The organism is Nocardioides sp. (genome assembly GCF_036374615.1).
GTDB lineage: Bacteria > Actinomycetota > Actinomycetes > Propionibacteriales > Nocardioidaceae > Nocardioides.
On record NZ_DASUTK010000029.1, the window covers coordinates 1 to 24,854 of the forward strand.

At 70.1% G+C, this 24,854-nt stretch carries 23 protein-coding genes; 13 read left to right on the forward strand and 10 right to left on the reverse strand.

The annotated features are described in order from the left end of the window. From VFZ39_RS02110 to gcvT, 4 genes are all read right to left on the reverse strand, one after another. The coding region (locus VFZ39_RS02110) for a PhzF family phenazine biosynthesis protein (RefSeq protein ID WP_330864069.1) at positions 1-377 on the reverse strand (377 nt) is incomplete at its 3' end. A 16-nt stretch (positions 378-393) separates the two neighbouring features. Further along, on the reverse strand, positions 394-1,932 hold the full coding sequence (locus tag VFZ39_RS02115) for an RNA polymerase sigma factor (protein ID WP_330864070.1): 1,539 nt from the start codon (positions 1,930-1,932) through the stop codon (positions 394-396). Positions 1,933-1,964: 32 nt separating this feature from the next. Next, positions 1,965-2,222: a hypothetical protein gene (locus tag VFZ39_RS02120; protein ID WP_330864071.1), complete on the reverse strand. Its 258-nt coding sequence runs from the start codon at positions 2,220-2,222 to the stop codon at positions 1,965-1,967. A gap of 1 nt (position 2,223) precedes the next feature. Beyond that, a complete protein-coding gene (gene gcvT, locus VFZ39_RS02125; RefSeq protein ID WP_330864072.1) occupies positions 2,224-3,345 on the reverse strand; it encodes a glycine cleavage system aminomethyltransferase GcvT in 1,122 nt (373 codons plus the stop codon). 87 nt (positions 3,346-3,432) lie between these two features. Between gcvT and VFZ39_RS02130 the strand changes: the two genes are divergently transcribed. Together VFZ39_RS02130 and VFZ39_RS02135 are read left to right on the forward strand one after the other, a co-directional pair. Next, a complete protein-coding gene (locus VFZ39_RS02130) occupies positions 3,433-4,938 on the forward strand; it encodes a leucyl aminopeptidase (protein ID WP_330864073.1) in 1,506 nt (501 codons plus the stop codon). 44 nt (positions 4,939-4,982) lie between these two features. Beyond that, positions 4,983-7,916 carry a helix-turn-helix transcriptional regulator gene (locus VFZ39_RS02135; protein WP_330864074.1) on the forward strand — a complete coding sequence of 978 codons (2,934 nt, stop codon included), beginning with the start codon at positions 4,983-4,985 and terminating at the stop codon, positions 7,914-7,916. Here the strand turns inward: VFZ39_RS02135 and VFZ39_RS02140 are convergent. Further along, positions 7,845-8,150 (reverse strand): hypothetical protein, encoded by a 306-nt coding sequence (locus tag VFZ39_RS02140; protein ID WP_330864075.1) that lies wholly within the window; start codon positions 8,148-8,150, stop codon positions 7,845-7,847. The two genes, VFZ39_RS02135 and VFZ39_RS02140, sit on opposite strands and share 72 nt — an antisense overlap. A 101-nt stretch (positions 8,151-8,251) precedes the next feature. Then, positions 8,252-8,611, reverse strand: coding sequence for a hypothetical protein (locus tag VFZ39_RS02145; protein ID WP_330864076.1), 360 nt, complete (start codon positions 8,609-8,611; stop codon positions 8,252-8,254). A gap of 123 nt (positions 8,612-8,734) precedes the next feature. Here VFZ39_RS02145 and lpdA point away from each other — a divergent pair, with 123 nt between their 5' ends. The 3 genes from lpdA to VFZ39_RS02160 are packed head-to-tail and all read left to right on the forward strand — an operon-like array spanning position 8,735 to position 12,963. Next, positions 8,735-10,117 (forward strand): dihydrolipoyl dehydrogenase, encoded by a 1,383-nt coding sequence (gene lpdA, locus VFZ39_RS02150; protein WP_414690254.1) that lies wholly within the window; start codon positions 8,735-8,737, stop codon positions 10,115-10,117. Positions 10,118-10,162: 45 nt separating this feature from the next. After that, positions 10,163-12,055, forward strand: a complete 1,893-nt coding sequence (gene sucB, locus VFZ39_RS02155; RefSeq protein WP_330864078.1) for a 2-oxoglutarate dehydrogenase, E2 component, dihydrolipoamide succinyltransferase — start codon at positions 10,163-10,165, stop codon at positions 12,053-12,055. 20 nt (positions 12,056-12,075) lie between these two features. Next, positions 12,076-12,963: a TIGR01777 family oxidoreductase gene (locus VFZ39_RS02160; protein WP_330864079.1), complete on the forward strand. Its 888-nt coding sequence runs from the start codon at positions 12,076-12,078 to the stop codon at positions 12,961-12,963. On the opposite strand, the gene VFZ39_RS02165 is transcribed toward VFZ39_RS02160, so the two are convergent. After that, complete coding sequence (locus VFZ39_RS02165; protein WP_330864080.1) at positions 12,951-13,487, reverse strand: hypothetical protein; 537 nt, start codon at positions 13,485-13,487, stop codon at positions 12,951-12,953. The genes VFZ39_RS02160 and VFZ39_RS02165 overlap by 13 nt on opposite strands. A gap of 63 nt (positions 13,488-13,550) precedes the next feature. On the opposite strand from VFZ39_RS02165, the gene lipB reads away from it, so the two are divergent. The 5 genes from lipB to VFZ39_RS02190 all read left to right on the forward strand — a co-directional run bounded on the left by lipB (position 13,551) and on the right by VFZ39_RS02190 (position 18,098). Continuing rightward, positions 13,551-14,291: a lipoyl(octanoyl) transferase LipB gene (lipB, locus tag VFZ39_RS02170; RefSeq protein ID WP_330864081.1), complete on the forward strand. Its 741-nt coding sequence runs from the start codon at positions 13,551-13,553 to the stop codon at positions 14,289-14,291. Between the two features lie 162 nt (positions 14,292-14,453). Next, positions 14,454-15,386 (forward strand): ABC transporter ATP-binding protein, encoded by a 933-nt coding sequence (locus VFZ39_RS02175; protein WP_330864082.1) that lies wholly within the window; start codon positions 14,454-14,456, stop codon positions 15,384-15,386. Beyond that, the gene (locus tag VFZ39_RS02180; protein WP_330864083.1) at positions 15,383-16,366 is read left to right on the forward strand and encodes a hypothetical protein; all 984 of its coding nucleotides are present in this window, start codon (positions 15,383-15,385) and stop codon (positions 16,364-16,366) included. The genes VFZ39_RS02175 and VFZ39_RS02180 overlap by 4 nt, the downstream gene beginning before the upstream one ends. Positions 16,367-16,423: 57 nt before the next feature. Beyond that, positions 16,424-17,362 carry a lipoyl synthase gene (gene lipA / locus VFZ39_RS02185; protein ID WP_330864084.1) on the forward strand — a complete coding sequence of 313 codons (939 nt, stop codon included), beginning with the start codon at positions 16,424-16,426 and terminating at the stop codon, positions 17,360-17,362. A gap of 28 nt (positions 17,363-17,390) precedes the next feature. After that, a complete protein-coding gene (locus tag VFZ39_RS02190) occupies positions 17,391-18,098 on the forward strand; it encodes a DUF4191 domain-containing protein (protein WP_330864085.1) in 708 nt (235 codons plus the stop codon). A gap of 1 nt (position 18,099) precedes the next feature. Here the strand turns inward: VFZ39_RS02190 and VFZ39_RS02195 are convergent, their stop codons facing one another. Further along, positions 18,100-18,480 (reverse strand): RDD family protein, encoded by a 381-nt coding sequence (locus VFZ39_RS02195; RefSeq protein WP_330864086.1) that lies wholly within the window; start codon positions 18,478-18,480, stop codon positions 18,100-18,102. A 262-nt stretch (positions 18,481-18,742) separates the two neighbouring features. Here VFZ39_RS02195 and glnA point away from each other — a divergent pair, with 262 nt between their 5' ends. Continuing rightward, a complete protein-coding gene (gene glnA, locus VFZ39_RS02200) occupies positions 18,743-20,161 on the forward strand; it encodes a type I glutamate--ammonia ligase (protein WP_330864087.1) in 1,419 nt (472 codons plus the stop codon). Between the two features lie 609 nt (positions 20,162-20,770). After that, positions 20,771-21,151, forward strand: coding sequence for a RidA family protein (locus tag VFZ39_RS02205; RefSeq protein WP_330864088.1), 381 nt, complete (start codon positions 20,771-20,773; stop codon positions 21,149-21,151). Positions 21,152-21,282: 131 nt separating this feature from the next. On the opposite strand, the gene VFZ39_RS02210 is transcribed toward VFZ39_RS02205, so the two are convergent. After that, complete coding sequence (locus VFZ39_RS02210) at positions 21,283-21,783, reverse strand: LURP-one-related/scramblase family protein (RefSeq protein WP_330864089.1); 501 nt, start codon at positions 21,781-21,783, stop codon at positions 21,283-21,285. Between the two features lie 843 nt (positions 21,784-22,626). On the opposite strand from VFZ39_RS02210, the gene VFZ39_RS02215 reads away from it, so the two are divergent. Continuing rightward, positions 22,627-23,904, forward strand: coding sequence for a cation:proton antiporter (locus VFZ39_RS02215; protein WP_330864090.1), 1,278 nt, complete (start codon positions 22,627-22,629; stop codon positions 23,902-23,904). A gap of 17 nt (positions 23,905-23,921) precedes the next feature. Here the strand turns inward: VFZ39_RS02215 and VFZ39_RS02220 are convergent, their stop codons facing one another. Continuing rightward, complete coding sequence (locus tag VFZ39_RS02220) at positions 23,922-24,848, reverse strand: HAD family hydrolase (RefSeq protein WP_330864091.1); 927 nt, start codon at positions 24,846-24,848, stop codon at positions 23,922-23,924. Between the last annotated feature and the right edge of the window lie 6 nt (positions 24,849-24,854).

The following is a 24,854-nucleotide window of genomic DNA, read 5'->3' on the forward strand; positions in this document are numbered from 1 at the left end:
AGCGGCGGTGCGGCGAAGGCCAGCCGCTCGGCACCGTGGTCGCCAGAGCGACGGAGCGTCACCAGCCCGGCACCACACTCCTGCACGATCCGGTCGTCGGCCGCCGGCGCTCCTCCGGCCTCGAGCCAGGCGTGCGCCGAGCCGATGGTGGGATGACCCGCGAACGGCAGCTCGGAGGACGGGGTGAAGATCCGGAGCCGGTAGTCGGTGTCCGGGTCGGTGGGGGTGAGCAGGAACGTCGTCTCGCTCAGGTTGGTCCACCGGGCGAAGGTCTGCATCTGCTCGTCGGACACGCCGTCCGCCCCGTGCACCACCGCGACCGGGTTGCCGCCGAGACCGGCGTCGGAGAACACGTCCACCTGGCGGAAGTCCGGCACGGTCACACGCTAGCGCTCACCGTGCCAGGACCGGTGCGTCGGGCGACTCGCGGGGCACTCGGTGCACCTCGACACAGACGTCGTCGCGCCCGGGCACGCACTCGTACACGCGGTAGTCGCCCTGGTCGGGCATCTGCAGGGTGTCCTGGTACCGCTTGTCCTGGAGCTTGTGGAGCACGGTCACGAGGAACGTGTCGTCTCCGACATAGGTCCACGAGCGCCCTTCGTCGCTGGGCGAGTGCATCCGCGGCACCTCCTCCCCGGTGGCGACGTCGAAGACTGCGAGGTCCTCGTCGACGTCGGCCATCACGTAGCGGCCGTCAGGCGTCAACCGGGCGTCGGTGCCGACGATCAGCCGACCGGTGTCGAACGGCTGCGCCTGCACGATGAGGGCCGCGGGGTCCGGCGCGCGGCTGATCCGGGCACCAGCGGCGATGTCGACGAGCTCACCGGAGAGCGCGAACGCCTCGCCGGTCAGGGGTGCCCACGCGAAGTCGGTGTCGCGGGTCCGGAAGTAGACCCGTTCCCCGTCGATCGCGACCGCGTGGCTGTCCCCCACCGGCTGGCCGCCGCCGGATGCTGGGTCCGCGAGCGACCGGCGTCCGACCTCGTCACCCACCCGGGTGTCGTAGACGACCAGCTCGGGGTCACCGTCGCCGGGATCGGCCCAGGCGACCCACCCGTTGTCCGGCTCAACGACCAGCGAGGTGCCGGTGACGGTGTCGCCGATCTGCTGCTGGTCGCCGTCGTGCTCGATGAACAACACCTGCGCCCGGTCGTTCGTGAGCACGACGCCGTCCGGTACCCCGACCAGCTCGAGCACCGGCCGCACGCCGACCGTGACCTCGGAGAGGTGGAGCGTCCCCTCCGCGTACCAGGCCACGGGGAGCGGGTTGTCGGCCGCCTGGACGTCGCCGACCGTGTCGAGCCGGTCGGCGACCCAGGTCGCGGCGAGGGCGACGAGCACCAGGCCGAGGAGCACGCCCCCGGTCCGCGTCCAGAGGCGTCGCCGGCGCACCCGGGCGGCGTCGGCCACGTCGCCCGCATGAAGGGGGTCGACGGGGATCGCCTCGAGTGCGAGGCGGACGTCGGGTGCGGCGAGCCGCGGTGGAGCTCCCATGGGTCGCTCGAGCACGTCGGCGACCTGGTCGTCGGAGAGCTCGGCGACGTGCTGGAGCACGACGACCTCGCGCTCTTGCGGCGTCATCGTGTCGAGTGCCGCGCGCAGCTGCTCGAGCCGCTCCTGGGGATCGCCCATCCATTCCGGTACGTCGGAGGGCGGTGCGGCTTCGGGCTGGTCAGCTCCCCCGGCGTCCTCGCTGGTCTCCTGGTGTCTGGCGTGCCGGTCGCGGGCGTCGAACAGCTCGCGATAGACAGCGACGTCGAGGTCCTCCTCGCGACTCAGCCGCGAGAAGTCGGGATACACGCGGGACAGGGCGTCCTCGGCGACGCCGTGGGCGACGCGCTCGGGAACGCCGAGCAGCACCAACGTCCGCACCAGGAGCGGCCAGCGGGCGGCCAGGAAGGCGGCGAACTCGTTGTCGTCCCGACTCATGGTGACGGCTCGGACCCGCGGTGGACTCGGGACTAGGCGTGCAGCGACATCGGGCCGTACACGACCCGGTCGTGCTCGAGCAGCGTCACCTGGTCGACCCCCGCGTCGGCCAGCTCGGCCCAGATCTCGCCCACCCACGACTCGGCGTCTGCCTGGCTGGCGAACCGTTGGCCGGCGTACTCCTCACCGGCCGGCACCTCGTGGCCGTCGCCGTCCTCGAGTCGCCACCACCACGGTCGCTCTGCGGCACTGGGTGATCGGAAGGTCGAGGGCTGGTCGGGCAGGTTCACGTCAGGACTCCCGCACGCTGGTGTCGACGAACGGCGGCTTCACCAGCTGGAAGATCTCGCGCCGACCGCGGACGTCGACACCCACCTCGGCATCCGGCGCCACCATCGTCGGCACCAGCGCCAGCCCGATGCCCTTCCGCAGGGTCGGGCTGAACGTGCCGGACGTGACCTCGCACAGCGGGACGTCGGCCACCAGGCTGACCGTCATGCCGGGCCGCGGGATGCCGCGGCCGGTCGCCAGCAACCCCCGCAGCAGCCGCTTCGGTCCTTCTTCCTTCTCGGCCAGGAGCTTCTCGCGACCCCAGAACCGCTCCTTCTTCCAGCCGACCGCCCATCCGATCCGGGCCTGGTTGGGGGTGACGTCGAGGGAGATGTCCTGCCCGTGCAGGGGGTACCCCATCTCGGTGCGCAGGGTGTCGCGGGCTCCGAGACCGCACGGCTGCACGTCGTACTGCTGGCCTGCCTCGAGCAGCCGGTCCCACACGTCGACAGCGGCCTCGTTGCCGACGATCAGCTCGTAGCCGCGCTCACCGGTGTAGCCCGTCCGGCACACCACGATCCCGGTGCCGTCGTAGTCCGCCTCCTCGAACGACATGTAGTCGTGGCCGACCGGCAGGCCGAGCGCGGCCAGCACCTCGTCGGAGCGGGTGCCCTGGACGGCCAGCACGGCGTACTCCTCGTGGTGGTCCAGCACCTGGACGCCGTCGGACGCCTGCTCGCGCAGCCGTCGCACGACCTCGCCGGTGTTGGCGGCGTTCGGCACCAGCAGCACGTGCTCGTCGTCGTGGTAGTAGGCGATCAGGTCGTCGACGATCCCGCCGGACTCGTCACAGCAGAGCGTGTACTGCGCCTTGCCCGGCCGGATCTTGCCCAGGTCGTTGCTCAGCGTCTCGTTGACGTACGCCGCGGCGCCGGGCCCGGTCACCAGCGCCTTGCCGAGGTGGCTGACGTCGAAGATGCCGACCGAGGACCGGACCGCCGTGTGCTCGGCGACCGTCCCGGCGGGGTACTCCAGCGGCATCGACCAGCCCCCGAACTCGGCGAACTTCGCACCGAGGGCGACGTGCCGTTCGTGCAGCGGCGACTGCCGGGTCGCGTCGAGGGCGCCGTCGCTGTCGCTCATGGCGCCGAACCTACCGCAGCACCCGGCCCCGGAACGGCCGCCGACCCGCCCGCCGTCGGAACCGGTCAGTCGCCGTATCCTGCCCCGGTGACGACATACCAGCTGCGCGCTGCCAACCCTGCGAAGACCCGTGCCGACGCCGTGGTGGTGGGTGTCGTCCAGCACGCCAAGGGACCCCAAGCAGCACCCGGTGCGGAGGACGTCGCGAAGGCGTACGGCCGGCGGTTCCGGCCGCTGCTCACCGGCCTCGGCGTCACCGGCAAGGCGGGCGAGGTGCACCCGATCCCGACCAACGGCGCGATCGCGGCACCGGTGCTGGTGCTCGTGGGGCTCGGCAAGAACACCGACCAGGTCGCCGTACGACGGGCCGCCGGTGTGGCCGCCCGCTCGGTCACCAACGCCGCGTCGGTGGCGGTGGCGCTGCCAGCCACCTCACCGGAGCTGGTGCGTGCCGTGACCGAGGGCTACCACCTCGGCGCGTACACGTTCACGACGTACAAGAAGCAGACCGACGACACCGCCCCGGGCACCGTCACCGTGCTCGCACCGGATGCCCGCAAGAAGGAGACGGCTGAGGCGTTCGAGTCGGCGCAGGTCCTCGCCACCGCGGTCGCCACCACGCGCGACTGGGTCAACATGCCGCCCGGCGACCTGCGGCCGGCGGAGTTCGCGGAGGCCGTGGTCGAGGCCGCGGCCGCCGCGGCCAAGGGTCGCGGTCGCACCAAGGTGAAGGCGGTCGTCCACGACGAGGTCAGGCTCGCCGAGCTCGGCTGCGGCGGCATCCTGGGTGTCGGCGCCGGCTCGGACGCTCCGCCGCGGCTGGTCGAGCTGACGTACTCCCCCAGGCGTGCGGTTGCCCACCTCGCGCTCGTGGGCAAGGGCATCACCTTCGACTCCGGCGGGCTCACGATCAAGCCCGCGCAGGGCATGAGCGACATGAAGTCCGACATGGCCGGCGCGGCCGCGGTCGTGCAGGCGACGCTGGCGATCGCCGAGCTGGGGCTGCCCGTCAAGGTCAGCACGTTCGTGCCGATGGCGGAGAACATGGTGTCCGGGTCGGCGACCCGGCCCGGCGACGTGCTCACGATGTACGGCGGCAAGACCGTCGAGGTCCTCAACACCGACGCCGAGGGTCGGCTGATCCTGGCCGACGGACTGGTGCGGGCCACCGAGGCGAAGCCCGACGTCGTGCTCGACGTGGCGACTCTCACCGGGCACATGGTGCTCGCTCTCGGCGACCGGGTCGGCGGCGTCATGGGCAGTGACGACGTGGTCGCCCAGGTGCTCGCTGCCGGCGAGGCCGCGGGCGAGGCGCACTGGGCGATGCCGCTCCCGGAGACGATCGTCGAGCGCGTGAAGGCCAGCAAGATCGCCGACTTGCTGCAGCACGACTGGAACCGCAGCGGCGGCGGCCTCTACGCCGGCGCGTTCCTCCAGGAGTTCACCGGTGGCCTCCCCTGGGGCCACCTCGACATCGCCGGACCGTCGTTCCACAGCGGCTCGGCGTACGGCCACGTCACCAGCGGCGGCACCGGCTTCGCGGTGACGACGGTCGTGGAGTACGCACGCACGCTGTCCCAGCAGAAGCGGTAGGTGACCCCGGCCCGCGAAGGCCGAACGGGTGCAGAATGTTGGCCATGGGAGCAGGGGGGCTCCAGGTCGGCCGGGACTCCGAGCGCGAGCCGCTGGCCGCCCTCCTGGAGAACTCGGCAGTGGGCCGACCGGGCGCGGTGCTGGTGGCGGGCGAGGCCGGGATCGGCAAGACGAGCCTGGTCGCGGAGGTGACGTGCGGACCGGCCGCATCGGACCACATGGTGCTGTGGGGACGCTGCCTCCGGTTCGGGGCCGACTCCTCGCCGTTCCTGCCGATCGGCCAGCTGCTGGCCCAGTGGCACCGCCAAGCGGATGAGGCCGAACGGGCGCGCGTCCTGACCGGGGCCGAGCAGCTGGCGAGCATCGCGCCCGCGCTGGGCGCGGCGTCCGGCCCGGCCGAGGCCGGCAGGGTGGTGCCGCTGGTGGCGGCCGTGCTCGACCGGATCGCGGTGTCCACGCCACTTGCCCTCGTCATCGACGACGCCCAGTGGGCCGACGGTTCGTCCCTGGACCTGCTCGCCTACCTGGTCGCGGGGTTCACCGAGGGGCAGCGGCTCTGCCTGCTGATCACCTACCGCGACACCGACCTGGACGAGGGCCACCGTCTCCACGGCTGGCTCGCCGACGCCGCTCGGCTGCCCGCTGTCTCCCGGATCCGTCTGGAGCGCCTCGGCTTCGCCGACGCCGAGGAGCTCGTCTCCCGGCTGAACGGCGCTGACCAGTCGCGACGGCTCGCCGAAGAGGTCTTCGAGAAGTCTGGCGGCAACCCCTACTACGCCGAGCTGCTGGTGCGTGCTTCTGCCGGCCGGGCCGGCTCCGGGGCGGACGAGGGGTTGCGGCAGGCCCTGCTCAGCTCATGGCACCGCCTCGGCCGGGACGCCCGCGAGCTGCTGCAGCTGCTCGCCCTGGGTGGTCGCCCGGTGGCCGTGGGCGTGCTCGACCTGCTGGTGGCCGCCCGCGGAGGAGCGCCCGAGCGAGTCGCCTCGTCACTGGAACAGGCGACTGCGGCGGGTCTGACGACCGTCGGGTCGGACGGCGAGGCCTGGTTCCACCACCCCCTGGTGGCGGAGGTGGTCGCCACGACCCTGAGCCCCACCGCGAGGGGTCGGATCCACCGCGAGTACGTCGACGCGCTCGAGTCGTCCGCAGACCTCGCCCTGTCCTCGCGAGCCGCGCACCTCGCGCTCCACCACCACGGAGCCGGAAATCCCGACGGCGCCTTCTCGTGGTCGATACGGGCTGCCGACGAGGCGGCAGCGGTGAGCGGCTACGCCGAGGTGTGTGACCACCTGCACCGGGCTTGCCGGCTCTGGGAGCACGTCGGTGAGGACGCGCGCGCCGCCGCTGGACACCCGGCCGACCTGTGGCGTCGCGCCAGCGACGCCGCGTGGAGCGCCGGCGAGCACGTCCTCGCCGTCAGGCTCCGCGAGGAGGCGATCGCGTTCGTCGACGAGCACGAGGATCCGGCCCGGGCCGTGCGGCTGCGGCTGCGGCTGACCTCGTGGCGGCTTGCCTGCGGCTTCGACACCGCGTTGTCGGTGGAGTCCACTGGCTCCGTCCTGGAGCTGGCGGAGTCGCGGTGTCCCGGCACGCCGGAGCACGTGCAGGCGCTCGCTCTCCATGCCCTCGCCGAAGTGAGGGACGAGGAGCACGAGGCTGTGACGCACGCGGCGACGGCAGTGGAGCTGGCGCGGCGGACCGGGTCGCCCGAAGCCCTGGCCTGGGCCTTGTGCACCCGGTCTCACACACCCCCGTGGGAACGTGCGCTCGCGGATGCCACTGAGGCCCTCGCCCTCGCCCACGAGGTCGGCGACCCGGCGCTCGTCGGGTCGGCCGCCGTGGCGAGCGCCAACCGGCTGGGCATCCTCGGTCGCGACCTCGAGGCCGCCGAGCTGCTGCTCACCACCTTCCGACGGCTGGTCGACACTGGCTCGGTCCACGACGCGATGTACGCGAACCCCGCGTTCGGCACCCTGTTCCTGATCGACTTCGGTCGGTGGGAGGAGGCCCGCGAGGTGCTGCGCCTGCTGCTCAGCCACCGTCTCACCACCGGCCTGGGCGCCTTGACCCGAGGAGTCGCCGCCCTGCTCGCCCTCAGGGCGGGAGACATCCCTGCCGGCCGAGCGCATCTGACCAGGGCACGGGAGCTGTGTCCCCGATCGGTCGCTGCCCGCAATCCCCTGGATCCCATCGAGGTCGAGGCGCAATGGGCCATGGGGCAGCCGCGGGAGGCGCTGTCGCTCGCCGTGCAGCTGATGCCCCACGAGGTCTCCCTCGACCCGGGCAGTGCCGACGAGCTCCTGGTCATCTGCGCGCGGGCGGCTGCAGACCTGGCAGATGAGCCGGGAGCCCGGGAGGAAGCGGTGGCGCTGCTGGACAAGGTCGAGCAGCAGCGCGGGCCGGAGCCCGCGTCGTGGTTCGAGCCGACCAGCGCGGGGGACGTGATCCACCCCGCCAGGGGCACCCTCTTCGCCGCCGACCGCGCCCGGTGCCACGGCGCCGACGACACGGCCTCGCTGTGGCGGACGGCCACGGCGGCCTGCGGTGAGGCAGGCCTGGTGTGGCACGAGGCACTCGCGTCGTACCGCCTGGCACGGGCGCTCGTGGTCGAGCGGGGTCCTCGCAGCGAGGCGGCCGAGGCGCTGCGCCACGCAGCGCGGATCGCATCCGACGTCGGGGCCGCCCCGGTCCTTCGTGATGTCGAGGAGCTGGCCCGCCAGGCCCACATGCCGCTCGCGGAACCAGCTGCCGCCGCGCACTCGTCCGGAAGCACCGAGCTGCTGTCCGGACTCACGCCCCGTGAGCACGAGGTGCTCTCACACCTGGTCGCAGGTCGCACCTACGCCGAGATCTCTCACGCCCTGTTCATCAGCGAGAAGACCGTGAGCGCGCACGTGTCGAACCTGCTACGCAAGACCGGCACGAGAAGTCGTCTCGAAGTCGCCGAGCTCGCGCGACGGACCGCCGCCACTCCCTGACTGGCGGTGCCGGTGGATGCCACCCGCGGCGGCTCCGGTGAGGGCGATACCGAACAGGGCACCCAGGCCGGCCCGGAAGTACACGAGATCATCGTCGTCGACGAGGCCCTCGCGGGTAACGGTCCGCGGGCCTGTGCCCGGCTCGTGCTCGGCGGCCGCGGGACCGGCGCAGGCGAGCGAGAGGATGCCGGCCGCGGCGGCAGTGGTGAGGATTCGGCGGATGGTGATGCTCATGGTCGGGGTCCTTCCGGCTCGGGGTGACTTACCACCCCACGGTTGCCGGATCGGCACTCCCGGACATCGGGGGACACCCCTCAGATAGCGGCAGGCACCCCTCAGATCTCTCCGGTCTTCTTGCGGCGGTTGTACTCGCGCATCCGGGCAGGCACGCCGACGACAGCGGCGTCGTACGACGGCACCTGGTGCTTGTTGCAGAACTGGTGCGCCCACTGGACCGAGGGCACCCGGCGCCGGGTCCACTCCCCGTCGTGAGCGACCAGGAGGAGCGTCACGTCGCTGACGGCGGTACGGGGTTCGACGAAACCCTCGACGCCGCGTCGAGACGTGACGAACGTCCGCAGGTGTTGCTCGTCCGCACGATCGCTCCCGCGGACGGTGGTCGAGCCCGTGCGGGCGGTGTCACCCGACGGACGGCGCAACCGCGCGCGGCCTCGGAACCGGTCGAACAACCCCATGGGGACAAGTGTGCCGCGTCCGCCCTCGGGGTGGTGTCGACTCGTCCGCATCAGGTGCAAAGATGAAGTGCAAAGATGGGCCCCGGCTCACGAGGGGCTGACGGACGGGAGCGCGCGAGGAGCATGGTGGCCGAGGCCGAATACGACGTACTCATTCTCGGGGCGGGTTCTGGCGGCTATGCCTGTGCGCTCCGCGCGGCCCAGCTCGGGCTCTCCGTGGGCCTGGTCGAGAAGGGCAATCTCGGCGGCACCTGCCTCCACGTCGGCTGCATCCCCACCAAGGCCCTCCTCCACGCGGCCGAGGTCGCCGACAGCGCACGGGAGTCGGAGAAGTTCGGCGTCCAAGCCTCGCTCGAGGGCATCGACATGGCGGGCGTCAACGCCTACAAGGACGGCGTCGTAGGGCGCCTCTTCAAGGGACTGACCGGCCTGATCAAGGGCCGCGGCATCACCGTCATCGAGGGCGACGGTCGGCTCACGGGGCCGCACGAGGTCACCGTCGGCGACGCGACGCACACCGGTCGCCACGTCGTGCTCGCTACCGGGTCCTACAGCCGATCCCTGCCCGGGCTCGACATCGACGGCGAGCGCGTCCTCTCGTCCGAGCACGCACTGCGGCTGGAGCGGGTGCCGGCGTCGGTCATCGTGCTGGGCGGTGGCGTGATCGGCTGTGAGTTCGCCAGCGTCTGGCGCAGCTTCGGCGCCGAGGTCACCATCATCGAGGCGCTGCCGCGGCTGGTGCCCACCGAGGACGAGTCGTCGTCGAAGGCGCTGGAGCGCGCGTTCCGCAAGCGGGGCGTCGTCTTCCGGACCGGCACCCCCTTCCAGAGCGTGAAGACGACCGACACCGGGGTCGCGGTGACGGTGGAAGGAGGCGACGTCATCGAGGCCGAGCTTCTGCTGGTCGCGGTCGGACGCGGGCCGGTGACCGACGGCCTCGGGTACGCCGAGCAGGGGGTCGCGATGGAGCGTGGCTTCGTGACCACCGACGAGCGGTGCCGCACCAACGTCGACGGGGTGTACGCCGTCGGCGACATCGTGCCCGGGCTGCAGCTGGCCCACCGCGGCTTCCAGCAGGGCATCTTCGTCGCGGAGGACATCGCCGGTCTTTCTCCCACGCCGATCGACGAGCTCGGGATCCCGCGGGTCACCTACTCCCACCCCGAGGTCGCCTCGGTCGGGCTGACGGAGACGCAGGCGGCCGAGCAGTTCGGCGCCGAGCAGGTGGAGTCGTTGACCTACGACCTGGGCGGGAACGGCAAGAGCCAGATCCTCGCCACGCAGGGCTTCGTCAAGCTGGTCCGCCGCAGCGACGGACCGGTCGTCGGGGTCCACCTCGTCGGCGACCGGGTCGGTGAGCTGATCGGAGAGGCGCAGCTCATCTACAACTGGGAGGCGCACGTCGAGGACGTCGCCCCGCTCGTCCACGCCCACCCGACCCAGAACGAAGCCCTCGGCGAGGCCCACCTCGCGCTCGCCGGCAAGCCCCTGCACGCGCACTCCTGACCGAGACCACGAACCCGCCCGACCACCGCTAGCGAAGGAAGACCATTGGCCACCGAAGTCACCCTCCCCGCACTCGGCGAGTCCGTCACCGAAGGCACCGTCACTCGCTGGCTCAAGCAGGTCGGCGACCAGGTCGCGGTCGACGAGCCGCTGCTCGAGGTCTCCACCGACAAGGTCGACACCGAGATCCCCTCCCCCGTGGCCGGGACCCTGCTCGAGATCAAGGCCAACGAGGACGACACGGTCGAGGTCGGCGCCGTGCTGGCCATGGTGGGCGACGAGGGCGAGGGCGGCGGCTCCGCCGAGTCGTCCGAGGGCGACGAGTCGGGCGGAGGCGGGGAGTCGGAGAGCGCCGAGTCGTCCGACGACGCCGGCGGCCAGGAGGAGGCCGGCGGCGGTGAGGACGTCGAGCAGGAGCAGGCCGAGCAGCAGGCCGAGGAGCAGGACTCCAGCGGCGAACCTCCCTCGCAGCAGGAGCCGGCCGCCGAGTCGGCGAGCGACTCGGGTGAGTCCAGCGACGAGTCTGGGGAGTCCGGCGAGTCCGGGGGCCAGCCCTCCGGTGGTGGCGGCGGTGGCGGGACGCCCGTGACGCTGCCCGCGCTGGGCGAGTCGGTGACTGAAGGAACGGTCACCCGGTGGCTCAAGCAGGTGGGCGACGACGTGGCGGTCGACGAGCCGCTGCTCGAGGTCTCCACGGACAAGGTCGACACCGAGATCCCCTCCCCGGTGGCCGGGAAGCTCCTGGAGATCAAGGTGCAGGAGGACGAGACCGTCGAGGTGGGCGCTGAGCTCGCGATCGTCGGCGACGAGTCCGCTGCGCCCTCCGGTGGTGACGAGGCCCCCACTCAGGAGCAGCAGGAGGAGCCTGAGCCCGAGCCCGAGCCCGAGCCCGAGCCCGAGCCCGAGCCCGAACCCGAGACCCAGCCCGAACCCGAGCAGGAGGAGGCCCAGCCGGAGCCCGAGCCGGCGGCCGCGCCCGCGGCGAGCCAGTCCGGCGACCGCAGCGACCCGTCGTCGTACGTCACGCCGCTGGTGCGCAAGATGGCCGCCCAGCACGGCGTCGACCTGGCGTCGGTGACCGGCACCGGTGTGGGGGGCAGGATCCGCAAGCAGGACGTGCTCGACGCCGCTGCCCAGGCGAAGGAGGCAGCAGCCCCCGCCGCTGCACCGGCCGCGGAGGCCGCGCCCGCGCAGGCCCCGGCTGCGGCCGCACCGGCTCCCTCGCCACTGCGCGGCAAGACCGAGCCGATGTCTCGGCTGCGCAAGGTGATCGCCAAGCGGATGATGGAGTCGCTGCAGACCTCCGCCCAGCTCACCCAGGTGGTGGAGGTCGACGTCACCAACATCGCCCGGCTGCGTGACGCGGTGAAGGCCGACTTCCTGGCCCGCGAGGGCGTCAAGCTGTCGTACTTCCCGTTCTTCGCCAAGGCGACGATCGACGCGCTGAAGGTCCACCCGGCCCTCAACTCCCAGGTCGACGAGGAGAAGGGCGAGATCACCTACTTCGACGCCGAGCACCTCGCCATCGCGGTCGACACCGAGCGCGGCCTGCTCAGCCCGGTGATCCACAACGCCGGCGACCTCAGCGTCGCGGGCCTCGCCCGCAAGATCGCGGACGTCGCCGAGCGGACCCGCACCAACAAGGTCAAGCCGGACGAGCTGTCGGGCGGCACCTTCACGCTCACCAACACCGGCAGCGTTGGCGCGCTCTTCGACACCCCGATCATCAACCAGCCCCAGGTGGCGATCCTCGGCACCGGCACCGTGGTCAAGAGGCCGGTCGTGATCGACGACCCGAACCTCGGCGAGACGATCGCGGTGCGGCAGATGGCCTACCTGTCGCTGACCTACGACCACCGGATCGTCGACGGCGCGGACGCCGCCCGCTTCCTGCAGGACGTGAAGGGACGCCTCGAAGCCGGGCAGTTCGAGATCTGATTTCCCGGGTACCGCGTCGCATGTTGATCGTGATGGCCGGCTCGTCCGGCTACCTGGGACAGGAGCTGACCCGGCGACTGCGCGCCGCGGGCCACGACGTGGTGCGACTGGTGCGTCGGCCGCCCACCGCTCCCGACGAGCGGCAGTGGGACCCCGCCGTCGGGATGCTCGGCCACGAGGTCGTGGACGAGGCCGACGTGGTGGTGAACCTGTGCGGTTCGCGGCTGCTCGGGATCCCCTACAACCCCGGCTACTACCGGAAGCTCCGCTCCAGCAGGGTCCCCCCGACCCGCGTGCTCGCCGACGCGATCGCCCGGTCGACGAACCCCGCGGCGATGATCGTGGCCTGCGGGTCGTCGGCGTACGGCGACCACGGCGACTCGCCCGTCACCGAGGAGTCCGAGCTGCGCGGCACGGAGCCGCTCGCTCGGCTGGTGCGCGACTGGGAGGCGGCAACGACGCCGGCCCGTGACGCCGGCGCGCGGGTGTGCATCATGCGGACCGCCCCGGTGATCTCTCCCGGGAGCGAGACGACGAACGTGCTGGTGCCGATGTTCCGGCTCGGGCTCGGCGTCCGGCTCAGCTCCGGCCGTCAGTACTTCCCCCTGGTGTCTCAGCGGGATCGCGTGTCGGCGGCGATGTTCCTGATCGAGTCGACGACCGCCTCCGGGGCGTTCAACGTGTGCTGCCCGGAGACACCCACGAACGCCGAGTTCACCGACAAGTTCGCGGCTGCGTTCGGGCGCCGGGCGCGGTTGGCCGTGCCGGCCCCGATCCTGCGGCTGGGTGCCGGGCCGATGGCCGGTGAGCTGTTGCGCTCGATGAACATGCGACCAGCCGCGCTGCTGGCCGAGGGGTTCGAGTTCGAGGACCGCGACGTCGACGCGGTCATGGCTCAGCTCGCCTGATCCCGCACGTCGGCGACCCGCCACCGCTCCCCCGCGCTCACCATCACGACGACCCGGGTCGACCACGCGTCGCGGGGAAGAGCCACCCGCCGGTCACGGGCGACGGCGGTCGCGCCGACCAGCCGGTCGGTGACCCGGACGACCATCCGGTCGCCGGACGCCGTCAGCACGCGGACGTCGGAGCGTTGCATCGTCATCCCCACCACGCGAAAGCCGCGCGAGCGGTACGCCGCGAGCAGCGCCTGGTCGGCGCGACCCGCCGTCGACCCCTCGACGTACAGGTCCCGGAGCCGGGCGGCGTTGCCGCGCCGCCAGGCAGCCGCCCGGGCGGCGTCCCAGTCGCGCAGCACGTCGAGCGGGGTGGTGCCGTCGGGTGCTGCGGCCATCGGCGCTGGCCCTGGCGGTACCGCCAGGGGAGCCGGTCCGGGACGACCCGGCGCGGCGATGCCGGCGGCCACGACGCACCCCAGCCCCGCCAGCAGCAGGACGGTGAGGAGGCGCACCGCGACAGTTCCCGAGGTCACCCGCCCTTCCTACCCGGATCGGCCGGTCCCGGTGGGCGTCATCCACAGGGGTACTCTGCGAACGTGACGTTGGAGTACCGGATCGCGGGTCTCGGGCCCGACGCCGTCGACTACGTCGCCGCCTGGGACCTGCAGCGCGAGGTCCACGAGGCCGTCGCCTCCGGCACTGCCGATGACACCGTCCTACTCCTGGAGCACCCGCCGGTCTTCACGTGCGGCAAACGCACCGAGCCGCACGAGCGGCCGCCCGACCCCGGTGGCGCGCCGGTGATCGACGTCGATCGAGGCGGCAAGATCACCTTCCACGGCCCGGGCCAGCTGGTCGGGTACCCGATCGTCACGCTGCCCGACCACGTCAAGGTCGTCGACTACGTGCGTCGGGTCGAGGAGGCGCTCATCCGCACCTGCGCCGATCTCGGCGTGACCACCGCGCGAGTGCCCGGCCGCAGCGGGGTCTGGCTGCGTGCCGACGACCCGTCGATCGGACACCGCCCGGAGCGCAAGGTCGGTGCGATCGGCATCCGGGTGAGTCGCGGGGTGACGATGCACGGGTTCGCCCTGAACTGCGACGTCGACCTCGGCTGGTACGACCGGTTCGTGCCGTGCGGCATCGCGGACGCCGGCGTCACCTCGCTCAGTCAGGAGCTCGGCCGCGACGTCACCGTCGCCGAGGTGATCCCGATCGTGGAGCGGCACCTCTCCTCGTACCTCTCGTGGCAGCCGTACGACGCCACCCCCGACTACGACCCGCGTCCGACGCCGGGCCACACGCCCACGATCGACCTCGTCACCCCCATCCCGTGACCCGTCACTTGTGCAGGTTCAGACAGCGCCGAGCCGTCAACTGCGCAGCTCTGAGGCCGCACGAGTGACGGCTCGCGCCCTGTCAAAGCCGCACGAGTGACGGCTCGCGCGTGCGCGTGTCGCGCATCGACCTGGTGACGCCGTAGTACATACTCCGTATTTATGAGCGACCTCGTCATCGAGACGACCGGTCTGCGCAAGGAGTTCCGAACACGGCGGGGAGGCCTTCGGGTCGCGGTGCAGTCCCTCGACCTGGCGGTCCCTGCCGGCGGCGTCCACGGCTTCCTCGGTCCCAACGGGTCGGGCAAGACCACCACGATCCGGATGCTGCTCGGGCTGGCTCGTGCCACCAAGGGCTCGATGCGGCTCTTCGGCACCGCGGTGCCGCACGGCCTGCCGGGTGTCATCGACCAGGTCGGCGCAGTGGTGGAGTCACCGAAGTTCTCCCCCAACTTCACCGGACGGCAGAACCTGCAGCTGCTCGCGCGGACCCGCGGCATCGACGCCGGCCGGATCGACCACGCGTTGGCGACCGTCAGCCTCACCGGCCGCGACCGGGACCGCTACAAGTCCTACTCGCTGGGCATGAAGCAACGGCTCGCGATCGCGGCCACCCTCCTCAAGGACCCGGCACTGCTGATCCTCGACGAGCCGACCAACGGCCTCGACCCCGCCGGCATCCGCGAGATCCGTGACACGATCCGCACCCTCGGCGAGGCGGGCGTGACGGTGCTGTTGAGCTCCCACATCCTCGCCGAGGTGCAGCAGATCTGCGACTCGGTGACGATCATCGGCAACGGCCGGATGCTGGCCTCGGGGAGGGTCGACGACCTGCTCGGCGCGAGCAACGTCTACCGGGTCCGGGTCACCGACCACGAGCGTGCCGCACATCTGCTCGAGGAGGCCGGCTTCGCGGTCGAGCCCGACCACGGCGTGATGCGCGTGGAGACCGACCGGCCGCCGGCGGACATCACCCGCGTCCTGGGCGAGTCGCAGCTGTGGCTCGAGGAGCTCACCGCCGTACGACCGGACCTCGAGACGGTCTTCCTCGAGCTCACCTCAGGTGAGGCCCTGGGCCAAGGAGAAGTGAAGTGATCCGCCTGATCGGGGTCGAGCTGACCAGGCTCCGCTGGCGGCGCGCCGTCGTCGTGCTGCTGGTGGCGTGCACGCTCATCACCGGCGTCATCCTCGTCGGCACGGCCTGGTCCTACCGGCCGGTGTCCGAGGCCGATCTCGCGAACGCGCAGGAGCAGGTCGAGTTCGAGCTCCAGCAGCCCTACATGCAGCGGCAGATCAAGCAGTGCGAGAGGCACCCGGACCGGTGGGGCGTCACCGACGCGGACCAGTGTGCCGCGCAGGTCGGCCCCCAGGTCGAGTGGTTCGTCGGCCGTGAGCCACTGCGGGTCAGCACCGCTTTCCGCGAGGCGGGCCTCGGTGTCATCACGATCCTGATGGGCCTGCTGATGCTGGTCGGGACCACGTTCGCGGGTGCCGACTGGAACTCCGGTTCGATGAGCAACCAGCTGCTGTTCGAGCCGCGCCGGCCCCGCGTATGGCTGGCCAAGGCGGCCGGGGTACTCGCAGTCGCCGTCGCCTCCTCGGCGCTCCTGATCACCGCATTCGGGGGCGGGTTGCTGCTGCTCGCGAACGTGTGGGACATCGTGGTACCCGACGGGGTCGTGGGCTGGATGGCCGCCAGCGGCAGCCGCGCCGTGCTGCTGATCGGGGCCGCCGCCGTCGGGGCGTACGCCGTGACCATGCTCGTGCGCAGCACCGTGTTCACCCTCGGCGCGATGTTTGCGGTCGTCGTCGGGGCGACGCTGGTGATGGCGCTGCTCGGGATCAGCGAGGCGTGGTTCCCGAACAAGAACCTGGGTGCCGTCATCTGGGACGGAACGAGGTACTACATCGAGCCGCCCATGGCGTGCTTCGTGGAGGGGCGTCCGCCGCGCGGACTCGACTGCAGCGGCCTGGAGAAGCTGGAGCTGTGGACGGCCGCGCGCAACCTCGCCGTCCTGCTAGCGCTGGCCGCAGCCGCCTCGCTGTGGTCCTTCCGGCGGCGTGACGTGCCCTAGACGACCAAGTCCAAGGGGTGATCCCTTGGACTTAGTCGTCTAGGTACAGTTGCTGGAGTGACGACCGCCCCCGCCCCCGAAGGACGCAAGCTGCTCCGGCTCGAGGTCCGCAATGCCGAGACCCCGATCGAGCGCAAGCCGGAGTGGATCAAGACCCGGGCGAAGATGGGCCCGGCGTACTCCGAGCTCCACAACCTGGTGAAGTCCGAGGGGCTCCACACCGTGTGCCAGGAGGCGGGCTGCCCCAACATCTTCGAGTGCTGGGAGGACCGCGAGGCCACCTTCCTGATCGGCGGCGACCAGTGCACCCGGCGGTGTGACTTCTGCCAGATCGACACCGGCAAGCCGGAGCCGCTGGACCGTGACGAGCCGCGCCGGGTCGCGGAGTCGGTGCAGAAGATGGGGCTGCGCTACGCCACCATCACCGGCGTCGCCCGCGACGACCTGCCCGACGGCGGCGCGTGGCTGTACGCCGAGACGGTGCGGGCCATCCACGACCTGAACCCGGACACCGGCGTCGAGAACCTGATCCCCGACTTCAACGGTCAGCCCGACCTGCTCGCCGAGGTGTTCGAGTCGCGCCCGGAGGTGCTGGCCCACAACGTCGAGACGGTGCCGCGGATCTTCAAGCGGATCCGACCGGCGTTCCGGTACGACCGCTCGCTCGCCGTACTCACCGCGGCGCGTGACTTCGGCCTGGTCACCAAGTCCAACCTGATCCTCGGCATGGGCGAGACCCGCGAGGAGGTCAGCCAGGCCTTGCGCGACCTGCACGACGCGGGGTGCGAGCTGGTGACGATCACCCAGTACCTGCGGCCCTCGGTGCGCCACCACCCCGTCGAGCGGTGGGTCAAGCCGGAGGAGTTCGTCGAGCTCAAGGCCGAGGCCGACGAGATCGGGTTCTCCGGCGTGATGTCCGGGCCGCTGGTCCGTTCGTCGTACCGCGCCGGGCGGCTGTACCGTCAGGCCATGGACGCCCGCGCGTCCGTCCACTGAGCCCACCGCACACCCAGAGAGCACTCGAATGTCGAACGTCGACCCGTCCTCGATGAGCCGCCGTCAGCAGATGTCCGCCACCTACAAGATGGCGAAGCAGACCTATCCGTGGCTGCCGTGGCTGATGCTCGGGACCTTCCTGCTCGTGGGCGGCCTCGGCTTCGCGGTGTTCAACTGGGTGCTGCCCGGCGCGGGTGTCATCGGCCTCGTCATCGCGATCATCGGCGGCCTGATGTTCGGCCTGCTGGCGATGGTGATCGTCTTCGGCCGACGCGCCCAGTCGGCGGCGTACGCCCAGATGGAGGGGCAGCCCGGCGGGGCAGCCCGGGCGTTGTCGATGCTCCGGCGCGGCTGGCGCACCGACCAGGTGGTCGCGTTCAACAAGCAGCAGGACATGGTCCACCGCGTCGTCGGGCCACCGGGCATCGTGCTGGTCGGTGAGGGCAACCCCCACCGGCTGCGGACGCTGCTGGCCAACGAGGAGCGCCGCCACGCCCGGGTCGCCTCGGAGGTCCCGATCCACGTGGTGGTCGTCGGCGACGAGGAGGGTCAGGTCCCGATCCGCAAGCTCGTCCGGCACGTCCAGAAGCTCGGCCGCAACGTCAAGGGCGCCGACCTGACCGACGTGCTGAGCCGGCTCAAGGCGATCGACGCGAACCGCTCGAACCTGCCGATCCCGAAGGGCCCGATGCCCACCAGCATGAAGGGCCTCCGGGGCCAGATGCGCGGCCGCTGACTCAGGTCAGGTGCTCGAGCAGCGTCGTCTGCGTGCCCATGGCCATGTCGTGCAGCCCCCTGCCGTCCGGCTTGAACACCAGCGGCGGGATCACCAGGCAGATCATCACCTGCCGGCCGAGCGACCGCAGCAGGTCCGGCGGCCGCCGGGTGCCGTCGATGCGGATCACCCGGATCTTGGTCGCGATCTGGCCGAACGAGCCACCCACCAGCGCCATCAGCAGGGCGCTCTCCAGGATGAAGACGCCCATCGTGTAGAACCCCGCCGCCCGGTCCTCGCTCCACCCGGCCGGCCCGATGATCAGCATCACCACCAGCGTCGAGGCGATCCAGTCGACGAACAGGGCCACCGTCCGACGTACCCACGACGCGGTCTCCAGCACGCGGGCCACCTTAGAGGGCTGCCGGTCGGCTTCCCGCGGCGCGTCGGACGTCATGCATCCTGGTCGCTATAGCGCGCGATGCGCATGACCTCCCGACCTCCGCAGGTGCCGATGCGGCAACTGTTACACGCGCGAAACAATCGGGATACGGTCGAGAAACTGCCCCTACCTAGGTTCGGGCCAGCCGGTGCAGCGCAGCACCGGGCCACCGTGACGCACAGAACTTGTGGACCGGCCCTACCGGGGCGGTCGAGGAGGATGAATGTTCGCAAACAGCGACGAGCTGCTGAAGTTCGTGAAGGACGAGGGCGTCGAGATGGTCGACGTCCGCTTCTGTGACCTGCCGGGCATCATGCAGCACTTCACGGTGCCGGTGTCCTCCTTCGACCAGGCCGTCTTCGACGACGGGCTCAACTTCGACGGCTCGTCGATCCGCGGCTTCCAGGCGATCAACGAGTCCGACATGGCGCTGTTCCCGGACCCGACCACTGCGTACATCGACCCGTTCCGCGACGCGAAGACCCTCGTCCTGAACTTCTTCATCCACGACCCGATCACCGGTGAGGCCTACTCGCGCGACCCGCGCAACATCGCCCGCAAGGCGATGGCGTACCTCACCTCGACCGGGATCGGCGACACGGCGTACTTCGCACCGGAGGCCGAGTTCTACATCTTCGACTCCGTCCGTTACTCCACCGGCGTCAACGAGGGCTATTACCACATCGACTCCGTCGAAGGCTGGTGGAACTCGGGCAAGGAGGGCGACAACCTCGGCTACAAGACGCGGCTCAAGGGCGGGTACTTCCCGGTGGCGCCGTACGACCACTACACCGACCTGCGGGACCAGATGGTCAAGAACCTGGAGGCGGCCGGGCTCCAGGTCGAGCGTGCCCACCACGAGGTCGGCACGGCCGGCCAGGCCGAGATCAACTACAGGTTCGACGAGCTCCTCAAGGCCGCCGACGACGTCATGAAGTTCAAGTACATCATCAAGAACACGGCCTGGGAGCAGGGCAAGTCCGTGACGTTCATGCCCAAGCCGATCTTCGGCGACAACGGCTCCGGCATGCACGTGCACCAGTCGCTGTGGCAGGACGGCGAGCCGCTGTTCTACGACGAGACCGGGTACGCCGGGCTGTCGGATGTCGCCCGCTACTACATCGGCGGCATCCTCGAGCACGCCCCGTCGGTCCTGGCGTTCACGAACCCGACCGTGAACTCCTACCACCGCCTGGTCCCCGGCTTCGAGGCCCCGATCTCGCTGGTCTACTCCTCGCGCAACCGCTCGGCCTCGGTCCGGATCCCGATCACGGGGGCGAACCCGAAGGCCAAACGGGTCGAGACCCGGTTCCCCGACCCCTCAGCGAACCCCTACCTCGCCTTCTCCGCCCTCATGCTCGCCGGCCTCGACGGCATCAAGAACAAGATCGAGCCGCCGCAGCCGATCGACAAGGACATCTACGAGCTCCCGCCGGACGAGCTGGCCGAGATCGACCAGGTCCCGACCTCCCTCGGCGCCGTCCTCGACGCGCTCGAGGCCGACCACGACTTCCTCACCGAGGGCAACGTGTTCACCCCGGACCTGATCGAGACCTGGATCGACTACAAGCGCACCGCCGAGATCGCTCCCGTGCAGCTGCGCCCGCACCCGCACGAGTTCGAGCTGTACTACGACATCTAAATCGCGCGTTGCTCTGACCTGCGGCGGTGCGTGAACATGTGCTCTGATCTGCGGCTATTCATCTCGTGATGTGTCGTCACGAGTCAGTGTTTCTCGTTGAGCCCGCCGCTGGTGACCCGTAGGGTGCCAAACGAGGGCGATGTGGTCGGGCGTTTGCCTCGGCGTCCCGCGGCCCCTCGGCTTCCCCCGCGCTTCGAGCGATTCTACGGCGCAACACGCTCATAGAGCCCCATGCGGAACGTCGATTTTACGGAGCAGTGCGGAGCCCGTCCGCGGCGTCGAGCAGCCCAGCCGGCAACCACTCCTCCACCACTATCCAGCCGTCCTCGTCTTCACACTGTGAACCCACGCGGGTCGAGTTCGAGCTGTACTGCGACGTTCAGGTCGTGCCTGATCGGGTTACTCGTATTCGATCGACGATGACCCCGGACCCCCTCTGGGCCATCGTCATCGGAGGTGCGGGATCGCCACCGAGCCAGGCCGCCCGAGAGCTGGGCAGTCCCCTGTTGAGCCACACCTCAACACGGTGATCGGCGGGGACGCATCCCGATGCGGAGAGCGCCTTCCCGGGAACCTCGGACGATGGGACGATCAGCCAGGAGGTTCGAGATGCCGCGTCAGATCATCACGACGTCAAACGCACCGCGCTCGCCGCTTTTCAGCCAGGGCGTCAGAGCCGGATCCCAGGTGTTCATCTCGGGAACCACCGGTATCGATCCGAGCACCGGTCGAATGGCCGGTGACAGCATCCAGGCTCAGACCCGCCAGGCACTGGCGAACTGCGAGGCCGTCCTGCGGGGTGCCGGCGCGACGCTCGATGATGTCGTCGAGGTAGGCGTACTTCTCACCGACCCCGGCGACTTCGATGGCATGAACGAGGAGTACGCCCGCTGGTTTCCGTCGGATCCACCGACCCGCTACGCGGCCAAGTTAGGAGCCGAGATCCCAGGACTACTCATCTCGATTCGCATGACGGCATACCTTGCCTGACCGTCAGATGGATTGCTAACCGGTGCTCCACCCGTCATGCGTCGAGGCTGCGTGGCTGCGACGAGGACGTCGACCAGGTTCTCGGAGTCGGCATCGGCCACACTCCGCCCATCAGTCCTGGCGAGCTCGCGTCAGCCACGGGCCATCGCGTCGACGCAGACCGTGATGGCCAGGATGAGGGCGACATCTTCGCCCTCGGCCAGCTGGACGCCGTAGGTGTCGCGGACCCGGAACCACTTCTTGGACACTTTCGCGACGGTGTCACCGTCTCGTTCGATCTCGTACTCGTGGTCGACGATGTTGCCATGTGCCTTGAGGTCCTCGCCGCCGTCGACCTCGATGATGTAGTGGTCTCGGATGCCCAACAGCCGCTTGCGCACCGTCGCCGTGGTGTCCCCGCGCTCGATGGTCATCTTGTCGCGCACGGTCAGCTTCTTCTCCTGGATCTTCGACAGCTCGTTGCCGTTCGCATCCTCGAGGATGAAGGTGTCGCGCAGACGAGCGGCCTTGCCGTTGACCTTGAAGAGTCGGTGACCGTCGTCGTCCTCGATCCAGAAGTCATCCCCGATCGCCATCATCTTCTCGCGCATCTGGAACGTGGGGCCGTCAAGGCCCCGGTCACGGAATCCCATGGTGCTTCTCCTTCGGTCGACGGGTTTGGTCGTACTCACTGGCGGCGGTCCTGGCCGCGAGCGGATGGCTGCCTTGCAGCGAGGGCTCGTGAGATGAGCATCTGCCTTGGGTGGGTGTACGCGGCGAGTTGGTGACGAGGAGCAACTTCCTTCGTGGTCGAGGAGCCGAACCGCCCTCCGAGTCCGGAGCCGCGTTCGTGCCACCCCGATGTTGTCGTGATGTGTCGACGGTGTGCTCACCCTGGTCGGGTGACTCAGGGTTGCGAGGACAGCCATGCCTCGGCGTTGGTGATAGGCCTCCAGGCTGGCTTCGCCGATCACGTCGGTCGCCCAGGGCGATGTCGGCGGATCGCCCGTCAGAAACCCGCTCATCAGCCGAGGTAGAGACCCAGCGCGGCAGCGCCGAAGCTCGGAGGCCGCCGTGCTGACAGAGAGAGTGAACACTGCGGCCATCCGCATCGCGTACACCGTGATGAGCCCTTGCGAGGTGTCGCGGCCGTACCGCCACACGTCCGGGCTGGCGTTAGGTTGTCGAGCATCTCCATGAGGCTCAAAGTCGTGACGGCAGGCACGAACATCAACGCCAGGAAGAGCAGCCCGCTCCCCAGGAACACGGTCGCGAAGAGGCGATCCTCCACGCGCCGAGCTGTTCTCTCACGACTGGGTCGGCGTCAGTCGCTGACCTCATCCCGTCGGGGTGAGGTCAGGCTCAGCACGGTACGCCGCGCGACGAGCTTCATCCTGGGCGGGTGAAGCACACCCGTGGGCGATACGCGCATCGTGTAGTCCGCGGGCAGGTCTGGCCCTGACGCGCTGTCGACCTCGAGATGCGAAGGCGGCACAGTGGACGAGACCACGTTCGCCGTACTGATGCTCCTGGTTCTGGCCTGGGCGGTCACCTCCTACCGACTGGCCAAAGTGAACATCACCGGTGCGCTCGTCTTCACGGTCGCCGGATATCTGCTGGGCAACCCGACCTGGGGCGCGTTGACCGTGGACGTGGAGACGTCGTCGATCCACTTGCTGGCCGAGCTGACGCTTGCCCTCCTGCTGTTCTCGGATGCGGCGCGGGTGAACCTGTCGCAACTGAGACGCGACATCTACGTCCCGGCCCGCCTGCTGGGAATCGGCCTCCCCCTCTCAGTGATCCTCGGGTCGCTCCTTGCCGCGTGGATGTTCGACGACTTCACCTGGGCCCTCGCCGGCTTCGTGGGCGCCACGCTTGCCCCCACGGACGCCGCGCTGAGCGCTCAGGTGATCAATGACGAACGGATACCCCTGCGGTTGCGCCGCGCGCTCAACGTGGAGAGTGGGCTCAACGACGGTATCGCCACACCGATCGTCGTCTTCATGCTCGCTGCCACCGCGAGCCAGCTCGGCATGGAGAGCCACGGCGACTCCGCCGAGGCCCGGGCTCTGGTCGAGCTCGCGCTGGGCGTCGTCGTCGGCGTCGCCGTCGGGCTCGGCAGTAGCGTCGTCATCGCGTTCGGCTCGAGACGGCGCTGGATCATCCACGGCGGCCGGCGCCTGGCGACGCTGGCTGCCGCACTCGCCAGCTTTGCCCTTGCCGTGACGCTGGACGGCAACGGGTTCATCGCGGCGTTCGTCGCGGGGATCGCCTTCGGGGCTGGGCTCCCCGCGGATGTTGCTGAGGTGGAGGACGTTGCAGAACTGCCGGAACTGGTCGGCGAGCTGTTGGCGATCGGCGTCTGGTTCCTCTTCGGTGCGGCGCTCGTGCCGGTCGCGCTCGACTACCTCTCGGTGACGACCGTGGTCTACGCCGCGCTCAGCCTGACCGTGATCCGGATGGTCCCGGTCGCCATCTCGTTGGTGGGCACGGGGCTTGACCGATGGACCGTTCTCTTCGTCGGGTGGTTCGGTCCCAGGGGCCTGGCATCTGTCGTGTTCGCGCTCCTGGCGATCGAGGAACTGCATGAGTCGCCGGTGGTCGGACCGGCTATTGCGGTGGTTGCCCTCACCGTCCTGTCAAGCGTGGTGCTCCACGGAGTCTCAGCCGGTCCCCTCGGCGGCCGCTACATCAGCGAGGAGGCGAAGGCCGACCCGGCCGACGTCCCGCGCTCGCGTCGGTCCGGGGGCAGCCACGGCCCGGAGGCAGAGTGAACCATCAGATTCCGCGCTCAGAACACCGTGGCCCAATCGTTCCTGATGCTCACGATCGTCCAACCCTCGGAGTGGGCGCGGTCCAGGGCCTTCTCGGCGCCGGAGACGTAGTCGAACTCGCGGTCGCCGTCATCGTGCAGCACGAGGAGTCTGAGGGACGGCTTGTCCCGGTGCTGGGTGAAGTCGAGCATCTCGATGTCGCCGTTGGAGTTCCCTGCAGCCAAGAGCGGTCGACGCCCGGTCCGGTTCCAAATCCGCACCGGCTTCTCCGGTCCGTCGTCGAGGTAGTCCGCAGCCGCCTGGCGGGTGATCGCACCGCCGTGCTCGTCTGCGGTGTAGGCGAGTGCAACGGCGGAGCCGATCACGCCCTCTCGGGGAATGCCGTACACCTCGTCACTGATCGGTCTCATGAAGTCACGACCACCACCCGAGGCAATGTAGGTCGCGAAGCCGTTGGCCCTCAGGTAGCCGAGGAGGTCGACCATGGGCGCGTAGGCGCATTCGAGGTAGCCGAGGTCCAGCGTGGGATGACGGGTGCTGCGTAGAAAGGCCTCGGCGTCGGCCTCGAACTGATCGACGCTGAGGTTCGCGAAGGCTGCCAGGATCCCCGCGCCCAGCGTGCGAACGTTCGTGTCGTCACCTGCGTAGTGATCGGTCATCGTCTGCGCCAGCCAGCCGTAGTCTCGCTCGTGGGCGGCCCTCCAGGGCTGGCGATCCCGCAGGGCTGGATCGGTCTCGGCCATCTCGGCCAGCCGGCGCAGGATGAAGTCGAGCTGCATCGGCATCGGTTTCTCACACCACAGCGTCCCGTCGTTGTCGAAGACCGCGACGCGGTGCGGGATCGGCACTACCTCGGGTGAGTCCTCGGCGCAGGTCCGGGCGACGAAGTCGAGGATGGCGTGCTTGGCTGCGCCCTCGTTCCACGTCACGAGCTGCTCGGGCATGTGAGG